General features: G+C 65.1%; 18 protein-coding genes. 16 read left to right on the forward strand and 2 right to left on the reverse strand.

Annotation, left to right across the window (positions count from 1 at the left end; all coding sequences use genetic code 11):
* Positions 1 to 19 precede the first annotated feature (19 nt).
* The 4 genes from VJ897_RS10040 to VJ897_RS10055 all read left to right on the forward strand — a co-directional run bounded on the left by VJ897_RS10040 (position 20) and on the right by VJ897_RS10055 (position 3,603).
* On the forward strand, positions 20 to 364 hold the full coding sequence (locus VJ897_RS10040; protein ID WP_324055504.1) for a YbaB/EbfC family nucleoid-associated protein: 345 nt from the start codon (positions 20 to 22) through the stop codon (positions 362 to 364).
* Between the two features lie 84 nt (positions 365 to 448).
* Positions 449 to 1,042: a recombination mediator RecR gene (gene recR / locus VJ897_RS10045; protein ID WP_414706725.1), complete on the forward strand. Its 594-nt coding sequence runs from the start codon at positions 449 to 451 to the stop codon at positions 1,040 to 1,042.
* A gap of 371 nt (positions 1,043 to 1,413) precedes the next feature.
* Complete coding sequence (fabB, locus tag VJ897_RS10050) at positions 1,414 to 2,643, forward strand: beta-ketoacyl-ACP synthase I (RefSeq protein ID WP_324055475.1); 1,230 nt, start codon at positions 1,414 to 1,416, stop codon at positions 2,641 to 2,643.
* A gap of 174 nt (positions 2,644 to 2,817) precedes the next feature.
* Entirely contained in the window at positions 2,818 to 3,603 is a 786-nt protein-coding gene (locus tag VJ897_RS10055; RefSeq protein WP_324055476.1) for an enoyl-ACP reductase FabI, read from the forward strand.
* Positions 3,604 to 3,806: 203 nt separating this feature from the next.
* Here the strand turns inward: VJ897_RS10055 and VJ897_RS10060 are convergent, their stop codons facing one another.
* Positions 3,807 to 4,241 (reverse strand): FKBP-type peptidyl-prolyl cis-trans isomerase, encoded by a 435-nt coding sequence (locus tag VJ897_RS10060; protein WP_324055477.1) that lies wholly within the window; start codon positions 4,239 to 4,241, stop codon positions 3,807 to 3,809.
* A 165-nt stretch (positions 4,242 to 4,406) separates the two neighbouring features.
* On the opposite strand from VJ897_RS10060, the gene VJ897_RS10065 reads away from it, so the two are divergent.
* The 12 genes from VJ897_RS10065 to VJ897_RS10120 all read left to right on the forward strand — a co-directional run bounded on the left by VJ897_RS10065 (position 4,407) and on the right by VJ897_RS10120 (position 17,519).
* Positions 4,407 to 5,084 carry a haloacid dehalogenase type II gene (locus tag VJ897_RS10065; protein ID WP_324055478.1) on the forward strand — a complete coding sequence of 226 codons (678 nt, stop codon included), beginning with the start codon at positions 4,407 to 4,409 and terminating at the stop codon, positions 5,082 to 5,084.
* A complete protein-coding gene (locus tag VJ897_RS10070; protein WP_324055479.1) occupies positions 5,084 to 5,902 on the forward strand; it encodes an alpha/beta fold hydrolase in 819 nt (272 codons plus the stop codon). The genes VJ897_RS10065 and VJ897_RS10070 overlap by 1 nt, the downstream gene beginning before the upstream one ends.
* Positions 5,899 to 6,870 carry a threonine ammonia-lyase gene (locus VJ897_RS10075; RefSeq protein ID WP_324055480.1) on the forward strand — a complete coding sequence of 324 codons (972 nt, stop codon included), beginning with the start codon at positions 5,899 to 5,901 and terminating at the stop codon, positions 6,868 to 6,870. The genes VJ897_RS10070 and VJ897_RS10075 overlap by 4 nt, the downstream gene beginning before the upstream one ends.
* The gene (locus VJ897_RS10080) at positions 6,867 to 8,072 is read left to right on the forward strand and encodes an endonuclease/exonuclease/phosphatase family protein (protein ID WP_324055481.1); all 1,206 of its coding nucleotides are present in this window, start codon (positions 6,867 to 6,869) and stop codon (positions 8,070 to 8,072) included. The genes VJ897_RS10075 and VJ897_RS10080 overlap by 4 nt, the downstream gene beginning before the upstream one ends.
* Positions 8,069 to 8,854 carry an alpha/beta fold hydrolase gene (locus tag VJ897_RS10085; RefSeq protein WP_324055482.1) on the forward strand — a complete coding sequence of 262 codons (786 nt, stop codon included), beginning with the start codon at positions 8,069 to 8,071 and terminating at the stop codon, positions 8,852 to 8,854. Before VJ897_RS10080 ends, VJ897_RS10085 begins: the two co-directional genes overlap by 4 nt.
* 46 nt (positions 8,855 to 8,900) lie before the next feature.
* A complete protein-coding gene (locus tag VJ897_RS10090) occupies positions 8,901 to 10,124 on the forward strand; it encodes a TCR/Tet family MFS transporter (protein WP_324055483.1) in 1,224 nt (407 codons plus the stop codon).
* 83 nt (positions 10,125 to 10,207) lie between these two features.
* Positions 10,208 to 11,296 carry a Zn-dependent alcohol dehydrogenase gene (locus VJ897_RS10095; protein ID WP_324055484.1) on the forward strand — a complete coding sequence of 363 codons (1,089 nt, stop codon included), beginning with the start codon at positions 10,208 to 10,210 and terminating at the stop codon, positions 11,294 to 11,296.
* Positions 11,293 to 12,528 (forward strand): mandelate racemase/muconate lactonizing enzyme family protein, encoded by a 1,236-nt coding sequence (locus VJ897_RS10100; protein ID WP_324055485.1) that lies wholly within the window; start codon positions 11,293 to 11,295, stop codon positions 12,526 to 12,528. The genes VJ897_RS10095 and VJ897_RS10100 overlap by 4 nt, the downstream gene beginning before the upstream one ends.
* A gap of 52 nt (positions 12,529 to 12,580) precedes the next feature.
* Entirely contained in the window at positions 12,581 to 13,246 is a 666-nt protein-coding gene (locus tag VJ897_RS10105; protein ID WP_324055486.1) for a lysophospholipid acyltransferase family protein, read from the forward strand.
* Positions 13,243 to 14,190, forward strand: coding sequence for a phosphatidate cytidylyltransferase (locus VJ897_RS10110; protein WP_324055487.1), 948 nt, complete (start codon positions 13,243 to 13,245; stop codon positions 14,188 to 14,190). Before VJ897_RS10105 ends, VJ897_RS10110 begins: the two co-directional genes overlap by 4 nt.
* A gap of 212 nt (positions 14,191 to 14,402) precedes the next feature.
* Positions 14,403 to 16,541 carry a malate synthase G gene (locus VJ897_RS10115; RefSeq protein WP_324055505.1) on the forward strand — a complete coding sequence of 713 codons (2,139 nt, stop codon included), beginning with the start codon at positions 14,403 to 14,405 and terminating at the stop codon, positions 16,539 to 16,541.
* A gap of 159 nt (positions 16,542 to 16,700) precedes the next feature.
* The gene (locus tag VJ897_RS10120) at positions 16,701 to 17,519 is read left to right on the forward strand and encodes a bifunctional allantoicase/(S)-ureidoglycine aminohydrolase (protein ID WP_324055488.1); all 819 of its coding nucleotides are present in this window, start codon (positions 16,701 to 16,703) and stop codon (positions 17,517 to 17,519) included.
* Here the strand turns inward: VJ897_RS10120 and bhcR are convergent.
* Positions 17,516 to 18,346 (reverse strand): HTH-type transcriptional regulator BhcR, encoded by an 831-nt coding sequence (gene bhcR, locus VJ897_RS10125; RefSeq protein WP_324055489.1) that lies wholly within the window; start codon positions 18,344 to 18,346, stop codon positions 17,516 to 17,518. The genes VJ897_RS10120 and bhcR overlap by 4 nt on opposite strands.
* Positions 18,347 to 18,424: the final 78 nt, after the last annotated feature.

The following is an 18,424-nucleotide window of genomic DNA, read 5'->3' on the forward strand; positions in this document are numbered from 1 at the left end:
GATGACAGGAGAGACGGGAATGTTCAAGGGGATGGGCCAGATGGGCGACATGGCCAAGATGATGAAATCCGCCCAAGAGCTGCAACAGAAGATGGAGCAGCTTCAGGAAGAGATGCACGCCATGATGGTCACCGGGGAAAGCGGCGCCGGGCTGGTCAAGGCCACCGCCAGTGCCAAGGGCGAGCTCAAGGGCCTGGACATCGACCCATCGATCTTCAACGGCGACGACAAGGAAGTAGTCGAGGACCTGATCCTCGCCGCCATCAAGGATGCCCAGTCGCGCGCCAGTGACCGCGCCGCCGAGGAAATGCAGAAGATACAGGAAGAGCTCGGCCTGCCCGCCGGCATGAAACTGCCTTTCTAGGTCAAGTCGCACCGCGAACTGACCAGGCGGGATAGAGCGGAAATGCAGATGGCATTTCTGCGGGGTCCCGCGCAGGAGAACTGTTTGACCAACACCACCAGCGATATCGAAGAGTTGATCGACCTGATGGCGCGGCTGCCCGGCCTGGGGCCGCGCTCGGCGCGGCGGGCCGTGCTGCACATGGTCAAGAAGCGCGGTCAGTTGCTTGCACCGCTGGCCGAAGCCATGGCGCGAGTCGGGACCAGCGCACGCGAATGCCTCAACTGCGGCAACATCGGCACCACGGATATCTGCGGCATCTGCGAGAGCGAGAAACGCGCCACGGGCCAGATATGCGTGGTCGAGGACGTGGCCGACCTCTGGGCGATGGAACGCGCCAGCGTTTTCAAGGGCCGCTATCACGTTTTGGGCGGAACGCTGTCCGCGTTGGACGATATAGGCCCCGAGGACCTGCGAATCCCGCGCCTGAAATCGCGGGTGGCCAGCGAAGGCATCACCGAAGTGATCCTGGCACTGGGCGCGACAGTGGACGGCCAGACCACGGCCCATTACATCGCCGATGAACTGGAAGGAATCTCGGTTACCTCGCTGGCGCAGGGCGTGCCCGTGGGCGGCGAGTTGGATTACCTCGACGACGGCACGATCACCGCCGCGTTGAACGCGCGCAAGACATTCTGAGGGATAATGGGCCCGTCGCAGCCTGCCCGCCGGACTTATGAGAGATCCCGTTTCTGCAACGGATCGACGATGTCCGGGTCGGACCCGAGCCCGAATTTCGGAATTGTGCAGCGAAAGCTCGGGCGTCTGAATTCGGTGAGCATCCCGGCCATAAACGACCGGAAATGTTCGCCGCCCGGTTCTCGCGCGGTGGATCAGGATACCACTCGGTAATCCGTGGTGAGCGAGCCCACGCGGGGAACCGTTGCCCCGGACAGTTTTCAGGGACTTTACACCAAGATCCCCGTTTGTGCGTCAACATGGCAGCTGCCTTGCTCTCCCCCCCCTGCATACCCTACACCGGTCACCGGACAAGCTAAGGGAGGCCGCGCATGCGCCGCGTCGTCGTTACCGGGCTGGGGATCGTCTCGCCCGTTGGAAACAGCGCCCAAGAGGTCACCGCCGCCCTCAAGGCCGGACGTTCGGGGATCGAGGCCGTTCCCGAAATGGCCGAGCACGGCTTTCGCAGCCGGATCGCCGGAACACTCAAGATCAACCCCGCCGATCACGTGGACAAGCGCACCTTGCGGTTCATGGGACCCGGCGCCGCCTATGCGCATATCGCCATGGGCCAGGCCATCGCCGACGCGGGGCTGGAAGAGAGCGATGTCGTCAATCCGCGTACCGGGCTCGTGGCCGGCTCGGGCGGTCCCTCGACGAGCGCCATGCTGACGGCTCACCAGACTGTCCTGAAATCCGGCAGCCCCAAGCGGATCGGCCCCTTTGCCGTTCCCAAGTGCATGAGCTCGACCATCAGCGCGAACCTCTCAACCGCCTACAGGATCAAGGGTCTGAACTACTCCATCACCTCGGCCTGCTCGACCTCGCTGCACTGCATCGGCAATGCGGCCGAGCAGATCATGATGGGCAAGCAGGACGTGATGTTCGCAGGCGGTGGCGAGGAACTGGACTGGACCCTTTCCTGCCTCTTTGACGCCATGGGCGCGATGTCGTCCAAGTTCAACGATGACCCCACGCGCGCCAGCCGCGCCTTTGACGCCGATCGTGACGGCTTCGTGATCGCCGGTGGCGGCGCGATGCTGGTGCTTGAAGACCTGGACCATGCCACTGCACGCGGCGCGAAGATCTATGCCGAGGTCACAGGCTACGCCGCCACCTCGGACGGGCACGACATGGTCGCACCTTCGGGCGAGGGTGGTGAACGGGCGATGCGGCTGGCACTGGGCAGCCTGCCCGAGGGCCGAAAGGTCAGCTACATCAACGCCCATGGCACCAGCACCCCGGTTGGTGACGTAGGCGAGGTCGAGGCGGTACGCCGGGTCTTTGGCGAGGGCAGCGCACCGCCCATTTCCTCGACCAAGTCGATGACCGGTCACAGCCAGGGCGCCACCGGTGCGCAGGAAGCGGTCTATTGCCTGCTGATGCTGCGGGACGATTTCATCACCCCCTCGATCAACGTCGAAACCCTTGACCCGTCCATCACCCCTGGCGAGATCGCGACAGAGCTGGTCGAGACCGCGGGGCTGGACTCCGTGATGACCAATTCATTCGGCTTCGGCGGCACCAACGGATCGATGATCCTGTCGAAATACGCCGGATAGCGCGCCCGGCCCGGCACGCACCCTGCAACGCCCCGCCGTCCGCACCGGGATGTCGCTTGTCACCTTGCCAGTGGTGGCCAAGAGGGCACATCGGCACGCCAAATGCGAAAAACGGCAACTTGACGCTCGGGGTCAAAAATGAGCAAACCTGCAAGACCAGCAAAGGGACGGGCCATGCAATCATTATCGGGAAAGCGCGGACTCATCATGGGGGTCGCGAATGACCGTTCCATTGCTTGGGGGATCGCCAAGGCCTGTCATGCCGCCGGGGCCGAACTGGCCTTCTCCTACCAGGGCGAGGGCCTGAAAAAACGGGTGGCCCCGCTCGCAGCCGCCGCCGACAGCGATTTCCTGATCGAGGCCGACGTGAGCGACGACGCGTCGATGGATTCCTGTTTCTCCGCGTTGAAGGACCGCTGGGGCAGTCTGGATTTCGTGGTCCATGCCATCGCCTATTCCGACAAGAGCGAATTGACGGGCCGGTTTTCGGACACCAGCCGCGCGAATTTCACGAATTCCATGCTTATAAGCTGCTATTCATTCGTTGATGTGGCCCGCCGCGCCGCGGACCTGATGCCAGAGGGCGGCTGCCTGCTGACCCTGACATTCCAGGGGAGCCAGCGCGTGACCCCGAACTACAACGTGATGGGTGTGGCCAAGTCGGCGCTGGAAAGCGCCACCCGCTACCTGGCCGCCGACCTGGGCCCGCAGGGTATACGCGTGAACGCCATTTCGCCCGGCCCCATGAAGACCCTGGCAGGTGCTGCCATCGCGGGCGCCCGCCGCACCTTCAAACACGCAGAACAGAACGCGCCGCTGCGGCACAACGCGACACTCGAGGCCGTGGGCGGCACGGCCGTCTACTTGGCGTCGGATGCCGGAAACTGCACCACGGGAGAGATCATCCGGGTCGACAGCGGCTACCATGTCCTGAGCATGCCGGTGCTGGAAAACCTGTGATAATGGCGGCCCCGGTGCGGCCGCAGTGCTGCCCGCGGCGCTGCCGAGCTGGGACTGTCGGGGCCGGCGCTGATCACCGCCGCGTCAGTCATGATCGCCATGGCGAGAACGGTGTTTTCCGCTGTCCCAGCCTGTTGACGCGCTGGGACTGACACGAAAAGGGGCGCCCGAAGGCGCCCCCTGAAACGTCCGGTCGCGATGGCTCAGGCGGCCTTGATCTCGACCAGTTCGATCTCGAAGTTCAGGTCCTTGCCCGCCAGCGGATGGTTGGCGTCCAGCGTGACTTCTTCCTCGGACAGCTCGGCCACGGTGACCGGGATTGCCTGACCGTCGGGCGACTGCATCTGAAGCTGCATGCCGATCTCGAGCGGGATTTCGGGCGGCACCTGCGAACGCGGCACGGCCTGCTTGGCGTTGGGATCGGTATCGCCATAGGCTTCTGCGCAGGGCACTTCGACGGCTTTCTTTTCGCCCACGGCCATGCCCGGGATCGCATTGTCGAGACCGGGGATGATCTGGCCTGATCCGACGGTGAATTCCAACGGCTCGCGGCCCTCGGAACTGTCGAAGGTTTCACCGTCCGCTAGCGTACCGGTGTAATGAATGGATACGGTGTCACCCGCTTTGACCTGGGTCATGAGATTTCCTTTGTCGGGGGGGGATTGCTTGCAGGGGCCGCGCATGCTCGCGCAGGTGCCCTTTTCGACTCGATGTGAAACTACCTGCGGACGCCCGGAATTGCAAACCGGCCCTTTTCCCGCGCGCGGGCGCGTGCCAGTCTGATCGTGAAGAGGGAGAATGAGATGACCATCAGCACCTGTGTCTTCGATGCCTACGGCACGCTGTTCGACGTCAATGCCGCCGCACGCCTGGTGGCCGAAGACCCGGACCAGGAGGTCTTGGCCGATCTCTGGCCCGACCTGGCCGCACTGTGGCGGCAGAAACAGCTTGAATACAGCTGGTTGAGGGCCGTGGCCGGACGGCACCTCGATTTCTGGGAAATCACACAGGATGGCCTGGACTACGCTATGGAAGCCCATGGCCTGCATGACAACGCCCTGCGCGCCCGGCTGCTGGGCGTCTACAGGGAACTGCCGGCCTACCCGGAGGTTCCCGAGATGCTGCGCGCGCTCAAAGACCGCGGCATGACGACGGCGATCCTGACCAATGGCAGTCCGGAAATGGTTGTCACGGCGGTGAAATCCGCCGGGATCGGTCCCTGGCTCGACGATGTCCTGACCGTCGAGGAGGTGAGGACCTACAAGCCCGACCGCCGGGTCTACGACCTTGTTTTCGACCACTTCGGCGCGGTGCAGCAGCAGGTGCTCTTCGCCTCGGCCAACGGCTGGGACGCGGCGGCGGCGGCGGGCTACGGCTTTGCCACGGTCTGGGTAAACCGCGAAGGGGCCCCGCAGGACCGGCTCTGGGCTGCGCCGCACCGGATCCTGCCGGACCTGTCCACGATACCGGACCTCGTGTAATGCCGCATTTCGAGGCCGCCGACGGCACCAGGCTGTTCTACGAGGAGCGCGGCGAGGGGCCGCCGGTGCTGGCGCTGGCTGGCCTGACGCGAAATTCCGGCGATTTCGACCATGTCGCGCCCCACCTGCCCTGCCACCTGATCCGCATGGATTATCGCGGGCGCGGACAGTCGGACTGGGCGGACCCGACGACCTACACCGTTCCGCAGGAAGCCGCCGATGCCGTCGCGCTGCTGGACCATCTGGGCCTGGACCGGGCGGCAGTCCTTGGCACCTCGCGCGGGGGGCTGATCGCCATGATGCTGGCGGCCACCCACAAGGATCGCCTGAGCGGCGTGGCATTGAACGACATCGGCCCCGAGATCGACCCGGCAGGCCTGAAAGCCATCGAAAGCTACATCGGCCGCAATCCGCCTCAGAAGACCCACGAGGAAGCCGCGCTGTTCCGCGCCCGCAACTGGCTGCACTTCAAGGGAGTGGCGCAGGAACGCTGGCTGCACGAGGTGCGCAATCACTACGCGGAAACACCCGACGGGCTTGTCGTCCGCTACGACCCGAAACTCCGCGTGACGGTTTTCGAGAACGCGCAGGTTCAGCCCGCTCCCGACCTCTGGCCGCTGTTTGGGGCGCTGCACGGGCTACCGCTCTGCCTGATCCGGGGGGCCAATTCCGACCTTCTCACCAAGGTGACCTGGGACAGGATGCGCAGGTTGCGCCATGACGCCATCGCCGCCGAGGTGCCCGACCGCGGCCATGTGCCGTTCCTGGATGAACCGCAGGCGGTGCATGCCCTGCAAAGCTGGATCGCGACCTTATGAATATCGACATGATCAGGGCGGCGGCCGGGCGGCTGGCCGGGCATGCGCGGCACACGCCGCTGCTGTGCTCGCCCTTCCTGGACGAGATCGCCGGAAGGCGGATCCTGGTCAAACCCGAATGTCTCCAGCATACTGGCAGCTTCAAGTTTCGCGGCGGATGGGCGGCTCTTTCGGCGCTGGACCCGGCCAAGCGCGAGCGTGGTGTCATCGCCTTTTCCTCGGGCAATCACGCGCAAGGCGTTGCCCATGCAGCCCGATTGCATGGCGTACCAGCGGTGATCGTCATGCCCTCGGACGCACCGGCGCTGAAGATCGCCAACACGCGCGCGCTGGGCGCCGAGGTGGTGCTTTATGACCGCGCGACGGAAAGCCGCGAGGCGATTGGCGACAGACTCGCGGCGGAGCGGGGCCTGACCCTGATCCGCCCCTACGACGAACCGCAAGTGATCGCCGGCCAAGGCACCTGCGGGCTGGAGATTGCTTCCGACGCCAGGCTGTGTGGAATTGAGAAAGCCAATGTCCTGGTATGCTGTGGCGGTGGCGGATTGACGTCCGGCGTTGCCTTGGCCTGCGAGGCCGACCATCCCGGCCTGACCGTTCGCCCCGTGGAACCCCAAGGGTTCGACGACGTGAAACGTTCGCTGGAAACCGGCACGATCCAGACCAACGAACAGCGCATCGGCAGCATCTGCGACGCCATCGTCACCCCCGCGCCGGGCGAATTGACCTTTCCGATCATGGCCCGGCTTTGCGGTCCCGGCCTGGCTGTTTCCGAGGATGACTGCCTGCGCGCAATGGGCGTGGCCTTTCAGCGGTTGAAACTGGTGGCCGAACCGGGCGGGGCCGCCGCTCTGGCCGCTGCGCTTTTCCATGGCGACCAGCTGAGCGGCGATACGGTCATCGCCATAATCACCGGCGGCAACGTGGATGCCGCCATGTTCAGCAAGGCCTTGGAGACGCTGTCATGACCCGGTTCACGGTCGCAAGTTTCAATGTGAAGAACCTGATCGGACCTGACCGGGAATACTACGAGTTCCAGTCCTACACGCCCGAGGAATACGCCTGGAAAAAGGACTGGCTGGCCGACCAGGTGCTGACCATGGATGCCGATATTGTCGGCTTTCAGGAGGTTTTCGAAGAAGACGCCCTGCGCGATGTCGTTGCCGAGGCCGATTCCCGCGGCAATGCGATGAACGAGGCGGCCATACCGGATGCCTCCAAACGCTATCACCGCAAGGCGATCTTCCGAAAACTGGCGTATACGCCCTATACCGGGGCCGACCTGGCCTTTGCCCCCAACCTGGCGGACGCGGGCCCCGGCAAGCGCCGGCCCGGCGTCGCCATCCTGTCGCGCCTCGGCTTCACCGCGCCACCCGAGGTCATCCAGGACCTCGACGTGCCGCTTGATATCCCGTTCCAGCCCCTGCGCGGGCTGGAGGGCGAAGCCGGATCATTTACCCTGAGCCGCCTGTCCCGCCCGATTCTGAAGGCCCGGATCGCGGTGGGCGGTGAAGTCATCACCGTGTTCAATTGCCACCTGAAATCCAAGCTGGGCGAATACATCGTCCCGCCGGGTGCCGATTTCGCCCGCGAGGAAGTGCTGCCCAAGTATGACCCGCTGGGACGGGCCATGGGCAGCCTGCGCGCCGCGCTGCGGCGCATGGCCGAGGCCTGGGTGCTGCGCCGGGAAATCCTCAACGAACTGAACCATGGCAGGCCGGTCATGGTTCTTGGCGATTTCAACGATGGCGAAAACGCCGTCAGTTCGGAAATCATATCCGGCGAGGTGCCGTTCAAGAATTACAGCTGGATGCTGCGCCACGACGCCGAAAACCACGGCGACCGCTATTCGAAAGAGGAAAACGTCCAGATCACGGAAAGCGTCGAGCGCGTCCGCCTGCATTCGGCCGAGAAACTCTTCGTGCGCAAATCCAACCGCGACATGGTCTTCACCTCGGCCTTCGGCGGGGTCTTTGAATCCATCGACCAGATTTACATGTCGCGGCATTTCCACCCGGACTACAAGCGGCGTATCGGCGAGATGGAGTATTTCAGCGTGCTCAACGACCACCTGACGGACGGGTCGCACCCAGAGGCGCCCTACAACAAGCTGGCCTCCGATCATGGCCAGATCATCGCCCACATGCGCATCGGGGACGACCCGGAATGAAAACGGGATCGGTCCCGCGTGACGGCTGCGAAATCCGTTACGAGATGGACGGCGACGGGCCCGACGTGGTGTTTGCCCATGCACTCGGCCTCGACCGGCATATCTGGGATGACGTGGCCTATCACCTGCCCGACCATCGCACGATCCGTCTCGACATGCGGGGCCACGGGCAGTCGGAGGCACCCGATGGCCCCTACACGATGGGCGGGTTGATTGCCGATGCCGAGGCGGTCTGCGACGCGCTCGAGGTGCGCGACGCGGTCTTCGTCGGGAATTCGGTCGGCGGCATGATCGGCCAGGGACTGGCTGTCAAGCGGCTGGACATGTTGCGCGGGCTAGTCCTGTCCAACAGTTCCGCCAAGTTCGGCCTGCCCGCGCAATGGCACGACCGGGCCGCGCAGGTGCGCGACGCAGGGATGGCGGCAGTGGCCGACATGACGCTGGAAAAATGGTTCGGACCGAAAAACCGCGACGGCCCGGCGGCGACCTGGGCGCGCGAGCGGCTGCTGCTCTGTGACCCAGTGGGGTATGCCGGCTGTTGCGAAGCCATTGCAGGCACCGATTTCTATTCCCCCACCAGCGGGCTGCGCCTGCCAACACTGGGGATCGCGGGCGATCGCGACGGATCGACCCCGCCGGATCTCGTGCGAGAAACCACCGAGTTGATCCCGGGGGCAGAATTCACCTTGATGCGTGGATCGGGCCACCTGCCCTGCCTCGACGCGCCGTCGGATTTCGCCAAGCGTCTCCACGGATTCTTCCGCGGTATCGGCCACGTCTGACCTGTCGAGGCTTCCCGGCCCGCCCGGTTCCGGATAAAAACCTCGCATGCATCCCGCCCAGCGCCGCCGCGCTTTCACCTTCATTTTAATCACGCTGGTGATAGATGCCATGGGCATCGGCCTGATCCTGCCCGTCCTGCCTGACCTGATCGCCGAGCTGAACGGATCAGGCATCGGCGCGGCAGCGGTCTGGGGCGGTATCCTGACCACCAGCTTCGCGGTGATGCAGTTTCTCTTTGGCCCGGTCCTGGGCTCGCTTTCCGACCGTTACGGGCGCCGGCCGATCATCCTGACCGCGCTCTTCGTCATGGGGGTGGACTACCTCATCATGGCCTCGGCCCAAACGATCTGGCTGCTGCTTTTTGGACGCATCATAGCCGGGATCACCGCCGCGACCATGTCCACGGCCAGTGCGGCCATCGCAGACATGTCGCCGCCGGAACAGAAAAGTACCAACTTCGGCCTGGTCGGCGCGGCCTTTGGCGTGGGCTTCGTGCTGGGTCCGATCATCGGCGGGCTGCTGGGAGAACTGGGCGTGCGCGCGCCGTTCTATGCCGCCGCCGCGCTGGCGGGAGCCAACCTGGTTTTCGGCATCATCGTGCTGCCAGAAACTGTCACGAATGCCATTCGCCGGCCATTCCATCTCGGCCGCGCCAATCCGTTCGGGGCGTTTCGCAAGGTGGCCGAACTGGACGGCGTGCGGCGGCTGTTGTTCCTGTTCTTCACCTACGAGTTCGCCTTCATCGTCTACCCCGCGATCTGGGCCTATTTCACCAAGGCCCGGTTCGACTGGACGCCAGGCATGGTCGGGTTGTCGCTGGCGTTCTTCGGGATCGGGATGGCCATCGTGCAGGGCGCCCTGATGGGGCCGATCCTGCGCCGCTTCGGGGAACGCGCAACTATTACCTACGGGCTGGTGTTCAACCTGTCGGCCTTCGTCGTTCTGACGCTGATCGGCAACGGCTGGCTGGCCCTGGCCTTCATCCCGCTGACATCGCTGGGGGCGGTGGTCACGCCCGCATTGCAGGGCAGAATGAGCCGCATCGCCGCCGACAACCAGCAGGGGGAATTGCAGGGTGTCATCGCCTCGGTCAAGTCGCTGGCGCAGATCCTCTCGCCGCTGGTAATGACCCAGATCTTCTGGGCGGCCACGGACCGCGGCGCGCTGAACCTGCCCGGCGCGCCCTTCCTGCTGTCAGCCGCGCTGATGCTGGTCTGCCTGATCGTCTTTCTTGCACCCGTTCGGCGGACCCCAACACCCGCCGCGTGAGTGTCGTTTTTCAGGCTTGCGGCGAGCGCGGACTGCGACCAACCTGACCCGATGGCACCAACGGGAGGGGAGGCCCGAGGCCAATGACACGTATAAGGGCCGCCGTCTGTCACGACTTCGGCGCACCGCTGCAGGTGGAAGAGATCGAGATCCGCCCGCCCCGGGGCCGCGAGGTCGAGGTCACGCTTGCCGCCTGCGCGGTCTGCCATTCGGATATCTCCTTCGCCGAAGGGGCCTGGGGCGGGACGCTTCCGGCCGTCTACGGGCACGAGGCGGCGGGCATCGTCACAGCACTGGGTGAAGGCGCGCGCGGGCTCGCGGTCGGCGATCGCGTGGTCGTGACCCTGATCCGGGCCTGCGGACAGTGCCCCAGCTGCGCCAAGGCCCGACCCACCGATTGTGAAACGCCGCAGGACGGCCACCACGACCCTATCACCACGGCCGGGGGCGGCCGCCTGCACCAGGCCATGGCCTGCGGCGGCTTCGCCGAGAAGGTCGTGGTCGATGCCAGCCAGGTCGTGACATTGCCCAATGGGATCGCCCTCGACGTGGCCGCGCTGGTGGCCTGCGGCGTGATCACCGGGGTTGGCGCCGTGGTCAACGCCGCGCGTCTGCGCCCCGGCCAGGACGCGGTGGTCATCGGCGCCGGTGGCGTCGGCCTCAACGCGATCCAGGGGGCCCGTATCGCGGGGGCACGTCGCATCGTGGCCGTGGACATGACCGAAGAGAAACTGGAAACCGCCCGCGCCTTCGGCGCCACCCATGGGGTTCTGGCCACCGGCGAGACGCCATGGCGCGATGCCCAGGCCGCCCTGGGGCGCGGGGCCGACGCGGTGCTGGTCACCGTCGGCGCGGCGGCAGCCTATGACAGCGCACCGCACTACCTTGCCCGGGGCGGCAAGATCATCGTGGTCGGAATGCCCGCCACCGGGGCCGTCTCGACCTACGAGGCCGCGATGGTCGCCGGGTCAGGACAATCCCTGGTCGGGTCCAAGATGGGCGACGTGGTGATCGCCCGCGACATTCCCTGGATCGTGGACCTGTATCTTCAGGGCCGCCTGAAACTGGACGAACTGATCTCGCGCCGTTACCCGCTGGAACGCATCAACGAGGCTATCACCGACACCAAGTCGGGCGCAGCGAAACGCAACGTGATCGTGTTCGACCGATGAAGCTGCAGGACCTCGACATCATCGTCACGGCGCCGCCGGCCCCGGGCTGGGGCGGGCGCTACTGGACCCTGGTAAAGGTCACGACGGACACCGGGATCACGGGATGGGGCGAATGCTACGCCAGCAGCGTCGGGCCCGACGCCATGCGCGCCGTCATCCGCGATGTCTTCGCACGCCACATGGCCGGCGAATCCCCCGAGAACATCGAGCTCATGTTCCGCCGTGTCTACTCGACGGGCTTCACCCAGCGCCCCGATCCGACTGTCATGGGTGCCTGGTCGGGGCTTGAAATCGCCTGCTGGGACATCCTCGGCAAGGACCGCGACCGCCCGGTCCACGCGCTGATCGGCGGACGGGTCAATGACCGTATCCGCGCCTACAGCTATCTCTACCCCCGCCCCGATCATCCACTGCCCGACTTCTGGGGCAGCGCGGACATGGCGGCCGAAGTCGCGGTGGACCTTGTGGACAAGGGGTATACGGCGGTCAAATTCGACCCCGCCGGGCCATACACCATCCGCGGCGGGCACCAACCGAGCCTGCATGACATCGAGACCTCGGTCGCCTTCTGCAGGGCCATCCGCGCAGCTGTCGGTCCCCGCGCCGACCTCTTGTTCGGCACCCATGGGCAGTTTTCGACATCCGGTGCGATCCGCATGGGGCAGGCTATCGACCCCTACCAGGCGCTCTGGTTCGAGGAACCGATCCCGCCCGACACGCCCGGGGAAATCGCCAGGGTCGCCGCCGCCGTGCGCACACCCATTTCGACCGGAGAGCGGTTGACGACCCGGGTGGAATTCCACGCCGCGCTGCAGGCCGGCGTCTCCATTCTGCAACCGGCACTGGGGCGCGCAGGCGGCATCTGGGAGTCCCGCAAGATCGCCGCACTGGCCGAGGTTTACAACGCCCAGGTGGCGCCGCATCTCTATGCCGGGCCGGTGGAATGGGCGGCCAACCTGCAGCTTTGCGCGACCATCCCGAACCTGCTCTTGGCAGAAACCATAGAGACACCATACCACGACGCACTGATCCGCTCCACGATCCGGGTGGAGGACGGCCATGTCCGCCCACCCGAGGCGCCCGGACTGGGCATCGAAGTGGACGAGGCACTTGCCCGAGCCCACCCCTACACCGGCACGGGCCTGCACCTGGAGATGCAGGAGGCTCCCGTGTGCCATGACCAGCCGAACCTGTTTGCCGGCGGGGCGCCGCCCGAGGACAGTGGCGCGTGACTGGCCCGCCCATGAGGTTACCTGTTCACGGCGCGTGCGTCAGGATTTGCCCATGACGGGCCAGCTTCGCCCCCTGCGCCGCCTTGCTGCCAATATCACCGGCCACGGCATCGCGCTTTTGGCGCGGCTGATCACGGCGGTGCGTGCCGAGTGGCGGGGGGCGGACCCTGTGCCGCGCCAGCGGGTCTATTACGCAAACCACGTCAGCAACGCGGACATGCCCATGATCTGGGCGGTTCTGCCGCCGAACCTGCGCCGCCATGTCCGGCCCGTGGCCGCCGCCGACTACTGGCTCAAGACACCGCTGCGCGCCTTCGTCGGTCCCGAGGTCTTCAACTGCGTGCTGGTCGACCGCCGCCCCGACCGTGATGGCAGCACCGGCGACCCGCTGGACAACATCCTGGCCGCGCTGAATGACGGCGCCTCGCTGATCCTGTTTCCAGAGGGCAACCGCAACATGACCGAAGACCCCTTGCTTCCCTTCAAGGCCGGGCTCTACAACATCGCGCGCGCCTGTCCGCAAGTGGACCTCGTGCCCACCTGGGTCGCGAATCTCACCGAGGTGATGCCCAAGGGCGAGGTGATCCCCCTGCCGCTGATGACCACCGTCATCTTCGGAGAACCCGTCCATTTGCAAGAGGGCGAGGACAAGGACGCCTTCCTCGAGCGCGCCGCCCGGGCGCTGGTCCAACTCAAGCCCGAGGATCATGCACCGTGACATCGACCAGGCTGGACATCATGCTGCTGTTCCTGGGCACCTGCGGACTGCTGCTGGTCCTGACGATGATCGGCGAGGGCCTGCGCGCGCGTTATGCGCCCGGCGGCGACAACCCCGAGATCGAGACCTACATGACCCGTGTCCACAGCTGGTGGGCCATGGTCCTGCTGGTCTCGCTGGCGCTGCTGACCGGCAAGGTCGGGGTGCTGGTGCTGTTCGGCTTTGCCTCTCTCGCGGCGCTGCGCGAATTCCTGACCCTGACCTACAAGCGGCAGGCCGATCACACGACCCTGGCGCTGGCCTTCTACGTGGTGCTGCCGCTTCAATATGTCTTCGTGGGACTGGGCTGGCAGGGACTCTACACGGTGTTCATCCCGGTCTACGCCTTCCTGCTTCTGCCCGTTTTCACGGCCCTGAGGGGCGACGCGGACCGTTTCCTGGCGCGGGTGGCGGAAACCCAGTGGGGGCTGATGATCGCCGTCTACTGTGCCAGCCACGTTCCGGCCCTGTTGAAATTGCAGTTCGACGGGGTCGCAATGGACCGCGGCGTACTGCTGATCGCCTTTCTGGTGATGGTGGTGCAGTTCGGTGACCTTCTGGATTTCTTCTTCGGCCGCCGCATCGGGCGGACAAGGATCGTTCCGGACCTTTCGCCGCGCACCTGGGAGGGCCTGGTCTGCGGAACTGCCAGTGCCATGCTGATCGGCGCGGCGCTGGCATGGCTCACGCCCTTTGGTGTGCCCGGCGCCATGCTCATGGCCGGGGCAGCATCGCTGTCGGGACATTTCGGCGCGCTGGTCTTTGCCGCCATCAAGCGCGACAAGGGTGTCAAGGACTGGTCGCACCTGATCCCCGGCCAGGGCGGTGTGCTCAACCAGCTCGACTCGGTACTTTTCGCCGCACCGGTTTTCTATCACCTCACTCATCTGGTCTGGGCCGTTTGAGGAACGCCCCGGGGCCGCATTCCCAGCGCCAGGCAAGAAACACCCTTTGCCTTTCCAGAAGGATGACGCCGTATTTCCGGATGTCCACGGCATCGTCCTCTGCTAGAACTGCGGGGCAAATCCACCCTGTGCACGACCGTATACCGCGCGCCGGTCCGGTCGCGGCCCATGACGCGGGAACGACCATGTCCAATTCGCCAACCTCTGAACAGATGACCGAAACCGCCGGATTGCGGATCGACGCGGACCTAAAGCAGTTCGTCGAAACCGAGGTTCTGCCCGGCCTCGACATCGACGCCGACCGGCTGTGGTCGGGCCTGTCTGCGCTTGTACACGATTTCAGCCCGCAAAACCGGGCCCTGCTAGACAAGCGCGACCTGATCCAGAGCCAGATCGATGACTGGCACAAGTCGCATCGTCACGGCGCCCATGACGGCGTCGCCTACAAGGCGTTCCTCGAAGAGATCGGCTATCTCGTCCCCGAGGGCGCCGATTTCGAGATCGAGACCGAGAACACCGACCCCGAGATCGCACGGATACCCGGCCCACAGTTGGTTGTGCCCGCAACCAATGCACGTTTCGCGCTGAATGCCGCCAATGCCCGCTGGGGCAGTCTTTATGACAGCCTCTACGGCACCGACGCCATGGGCGGCCCGCCGCCCGCCGGCGGCTTCGATGACGGGCGCGGTGCGCGCGTCGTGGCCCGGGCTGCAGTCTTCCTGGATGAGGTTTTCCCGATCACCGGGAGCAGCCACGCCAAGGCGACCAGCTACACGGTCAAGAACGGCACGCTGATGATCGACGGCTCAGGCCTGATCACGCCCGAGGCCTTTGCCGGCCATACCGGTGGCGCCGATGCGCCAGACACCATTCTTTTGCGCAATAACGGCCTGCACGTGGAACTGGTCTTCGATCGGACCCACCCGATCGGCAAGACGACACCCTCTGGGCTGGCCGATGTTCGGATGGAATCGGCGATCTCGGCCATCATCGACTGCGAGGATTCGGTGGCCTGCGTCGATGCCGAGGACAAGATTCTTGCCTATCGCACCTGGCTTGGCCTGATGCGCGGCGACCTGGAGGAGACCTTCGACAAGGGCGGCAAGACCATGACCCGTCGCTTGAACCCCGACCGCCGCTATACCGCGCGGGACGGATCGGCCCAGGCGGTCAAGGGCCGCGCACTTCTGCTGGTGCGCAATGTCGGCCACCTGATGACCAATCCCGCGATCCTTGACGGCGAGGGGGAAGAGGTATTCGAGGGGCTGATGGACGCCATGCTCACCGTGCTGATTGCGATGCATGATCTGAGCAAGACGAGCGACCCGCGCAATTCGACCTGCCGGTCGGTCTACGTCGTCAAACCCAAGATGCACGGCCCCGAAGAGGTCGCGTTTTCGGATGCGATCTTCACCAAGGTCGAAGACGTGCTGGGCCTGCCCCGCTACACCGTCAAACTTGGTGTAATGGACGAGGAACGGCGCACCAGCGTGAACCTCAAGGAATGCATCCGCGCGGCGAAACACCGGGTCTGTTTCATCAATACCGGCTTTCTCGACCGGACCGGGGACGAAATCCATACCTCGATGGAGGCCGGCCCCTTCAGCCGCAAGGACTTCATCAAGCGCAAGGGCTGGATCACCGCCTACGAGAACCAGAACGTCGATATCGGGCTGGAATGCGGGTTTTCGGGCACGGCCCAGATCGGCAAGGGCATGTGGGCGGCGCCGGACCGTATGGCCGGCATGCTCGAACAGAAGATCGAGCATCCGCGCGCTGGTGCCAATTGCGCCTGGGTGCCCTCGCCCACGGCCGCCACGCTGCACGCCACCCATTACCACAAGGTCGACGTGATGGCCGTGCAGGATCAGCTGGCCAAGGGCGGACGCCGTGCCTATGTCGAGGCGCTGCTGGATATTCCGCTGGCCTCCTACCGCAAGTGGACGAAAGACCAGATCCGCCGCGAAGTCGAGAACAATGCCCAGGGCATCCTGGGCTACGTCGTGCGCTGGATCGACCAGGGGGTGGGCTGTTCCAAGGTACCCGACATCAACGATGTGGGCCTGATGGAAGACCGCGCGACCTGCCGCATCTCGGCCCAGCACATCACCAACTGGCTGCATCACGACGTTGTCAGCCAGGAAGAGGTGATGGGGATCATGCAGAACATGGCCCGCGTGGTGGACCGACAGAATGCGGGCGACCCGAATTACCGCCCCATGGCGCCGGGGTTCGACGGGATCGCGTTCCAGGCGGCCTGCGACCTGGTCTTCCTGGGCCGCGAACAGCCTTCGGGCTACACCGAGCCGGTACTGCACAAGCGGCGGCTGGAACTGAAGGCGCAGTCCTGATCGGGGAACGGCGGAGGCACCCGCCGTTTTCTTTTCGTGGATGCGAATGGCGAGCATTATCAAGCGATTTGGAAAAGTGTTGTCTGGCGGTGGCCTGTGGCTTCGGCCCCCTCGGCGGCGCATAGTGCCAGTACGACACAGCCGGTTGCAGGAGCCTCGATGACCAACAGCTATTACGCGCCACAGGGGGGACACCCCGGGCAGGACCAGCTTCTGACCGACCGCGCTGTTTTTGCCCAAGCTTACGCGGTCATCCCCCGCGGCACGATGCGCGACATCGTCACCAGCTTCCTGCCGTTCTGGGACGATACCCGCGCATGGGTGCTGGCGCGGCCACTGTCGGGTTTCGCGGAAACCTTCTCGCAATACATAATGGAGGTGCGGCCCGGTGGCGGCTCGGATCGGCCCGAAACCGACTCGCGCGCCCAGGCCGTGCTTTTCGTGGTCGAGGGCACGGCGTCCCTGAGCGTCGGGGGAGCCATCCACGAGATGACGCCGGGCGGCTATGCCTATCTGCCCCCCGACAGCCACTGGACCCTTCGCAACATGGGCGACACACCCTTGCGGTTTCACTGGATCCGCAAGGCGTACCAGGCGGTGGACGGGCTGGATGCGCCTGATTTTCTGATCCTCAACGAAAACGACATCTCCCCCATCCCGATGCCAGGCACCGAGGGCAAGTGGGCAACGACCCGGTTCGTCGACCCGACCGACATGCGGCACGACATGCATGTGACCGTCGTCACCTTCGAGCCGGGTGCGGTGATCCCCTTTCTTGAAACCCACGTGATGGAACACGGGCTCTACGTGCTGGAAGGCAAGGCCGCCTATCGGCTGAACACTGACTGGGTCGAGGTCGAGGCGGGCGATTTCATGTGGCTGCGCGCCTTTTGCCCGCAGGCTTGCTATGCCGGCGGGCCGGGTCGGTTCCGCTACCTTCTCTACAAGGACGTGAACCGGCACATGCCCTTACGCTAGTCCGCTGCCCCGCCGATCGCGCGGGTCAAATTGCGCGCCGCGGCCATCACCGGCACGGACAGCCGGTCGATATCGTCCAGCCCCACCCGGCTGGTCGGGCCGGATACGGAAATCCCCGCAACCGCTTCGCCGGTCATGTCAAAGACCGGGGCCGCGATGCAGCGCATCCCATCTGTCTTTTCCTCGTTGTCCACGGCGTAGCCCCGAGCGCGGATGCCGGCGAGGTCGTCGCGCAACGCCGCCGCGTCGATGATCGTCTGGCCGGTGAAGGCCTGCAAGCCGACGCCAGCCAGCACCCGCGCCAGCCGCCGGTCCTCCATATGCGCCAGAAGCGCCTTGCCGATACCCGAGGCATGCATCTCGGACAGGGTGCCGGGCGGAAAGAAGGCGCGGATCGTCGCGCTGGTCTCGACCTGGCCCAGGAACAGCACCGCGCCCTCCTTCTCGATTCCGAGGTTCGCGGTTTCGCCGGTTTCCTCCATCAGCGCGCGCATGACCGGGCGGGCGCGGTCCACAAGGCTGGTGCGGCGCAGGAACCGGGCGCCGATCACGAAGGCAGCCGGCCCGATATGCCAGACCTGTTCGGAAGCGTCGAAGTCGACCAACCCGCGCCCCTCGAGCGTCACCAGGATACGATAGACGGTCGCCGGGGACTGGCCCGTCTCCTCGGACAGGGCAGACAGCGACAAGCCGGACGTTTCGCTGAGGACTTCGAAGACCCCCATCGCGCGGTCCAGCGACTTGATGGTGTTCTGTTCGGTCTTGTCGTGCCAGTCGCGCGGGCGGCCCCGGGCGCGGCGGGGGGCTGGTTTTCGGGGCGCAGGCATAGGGATCTCTGATTTCTGCAAATATCTTTCACATTATGAAAAACACAAGGCATTGGCAATATTGTATTTTTCATTTAA

Origin of the sequence: Salibaculum sp. (assembly GCF_035270045.1) — a bacterium.
Lineage (GTDB): Bacteria > Pseudomonadota > Alphaproteobacteria > Rhodobacterales > Rhodobacteraceae > Salibaculum.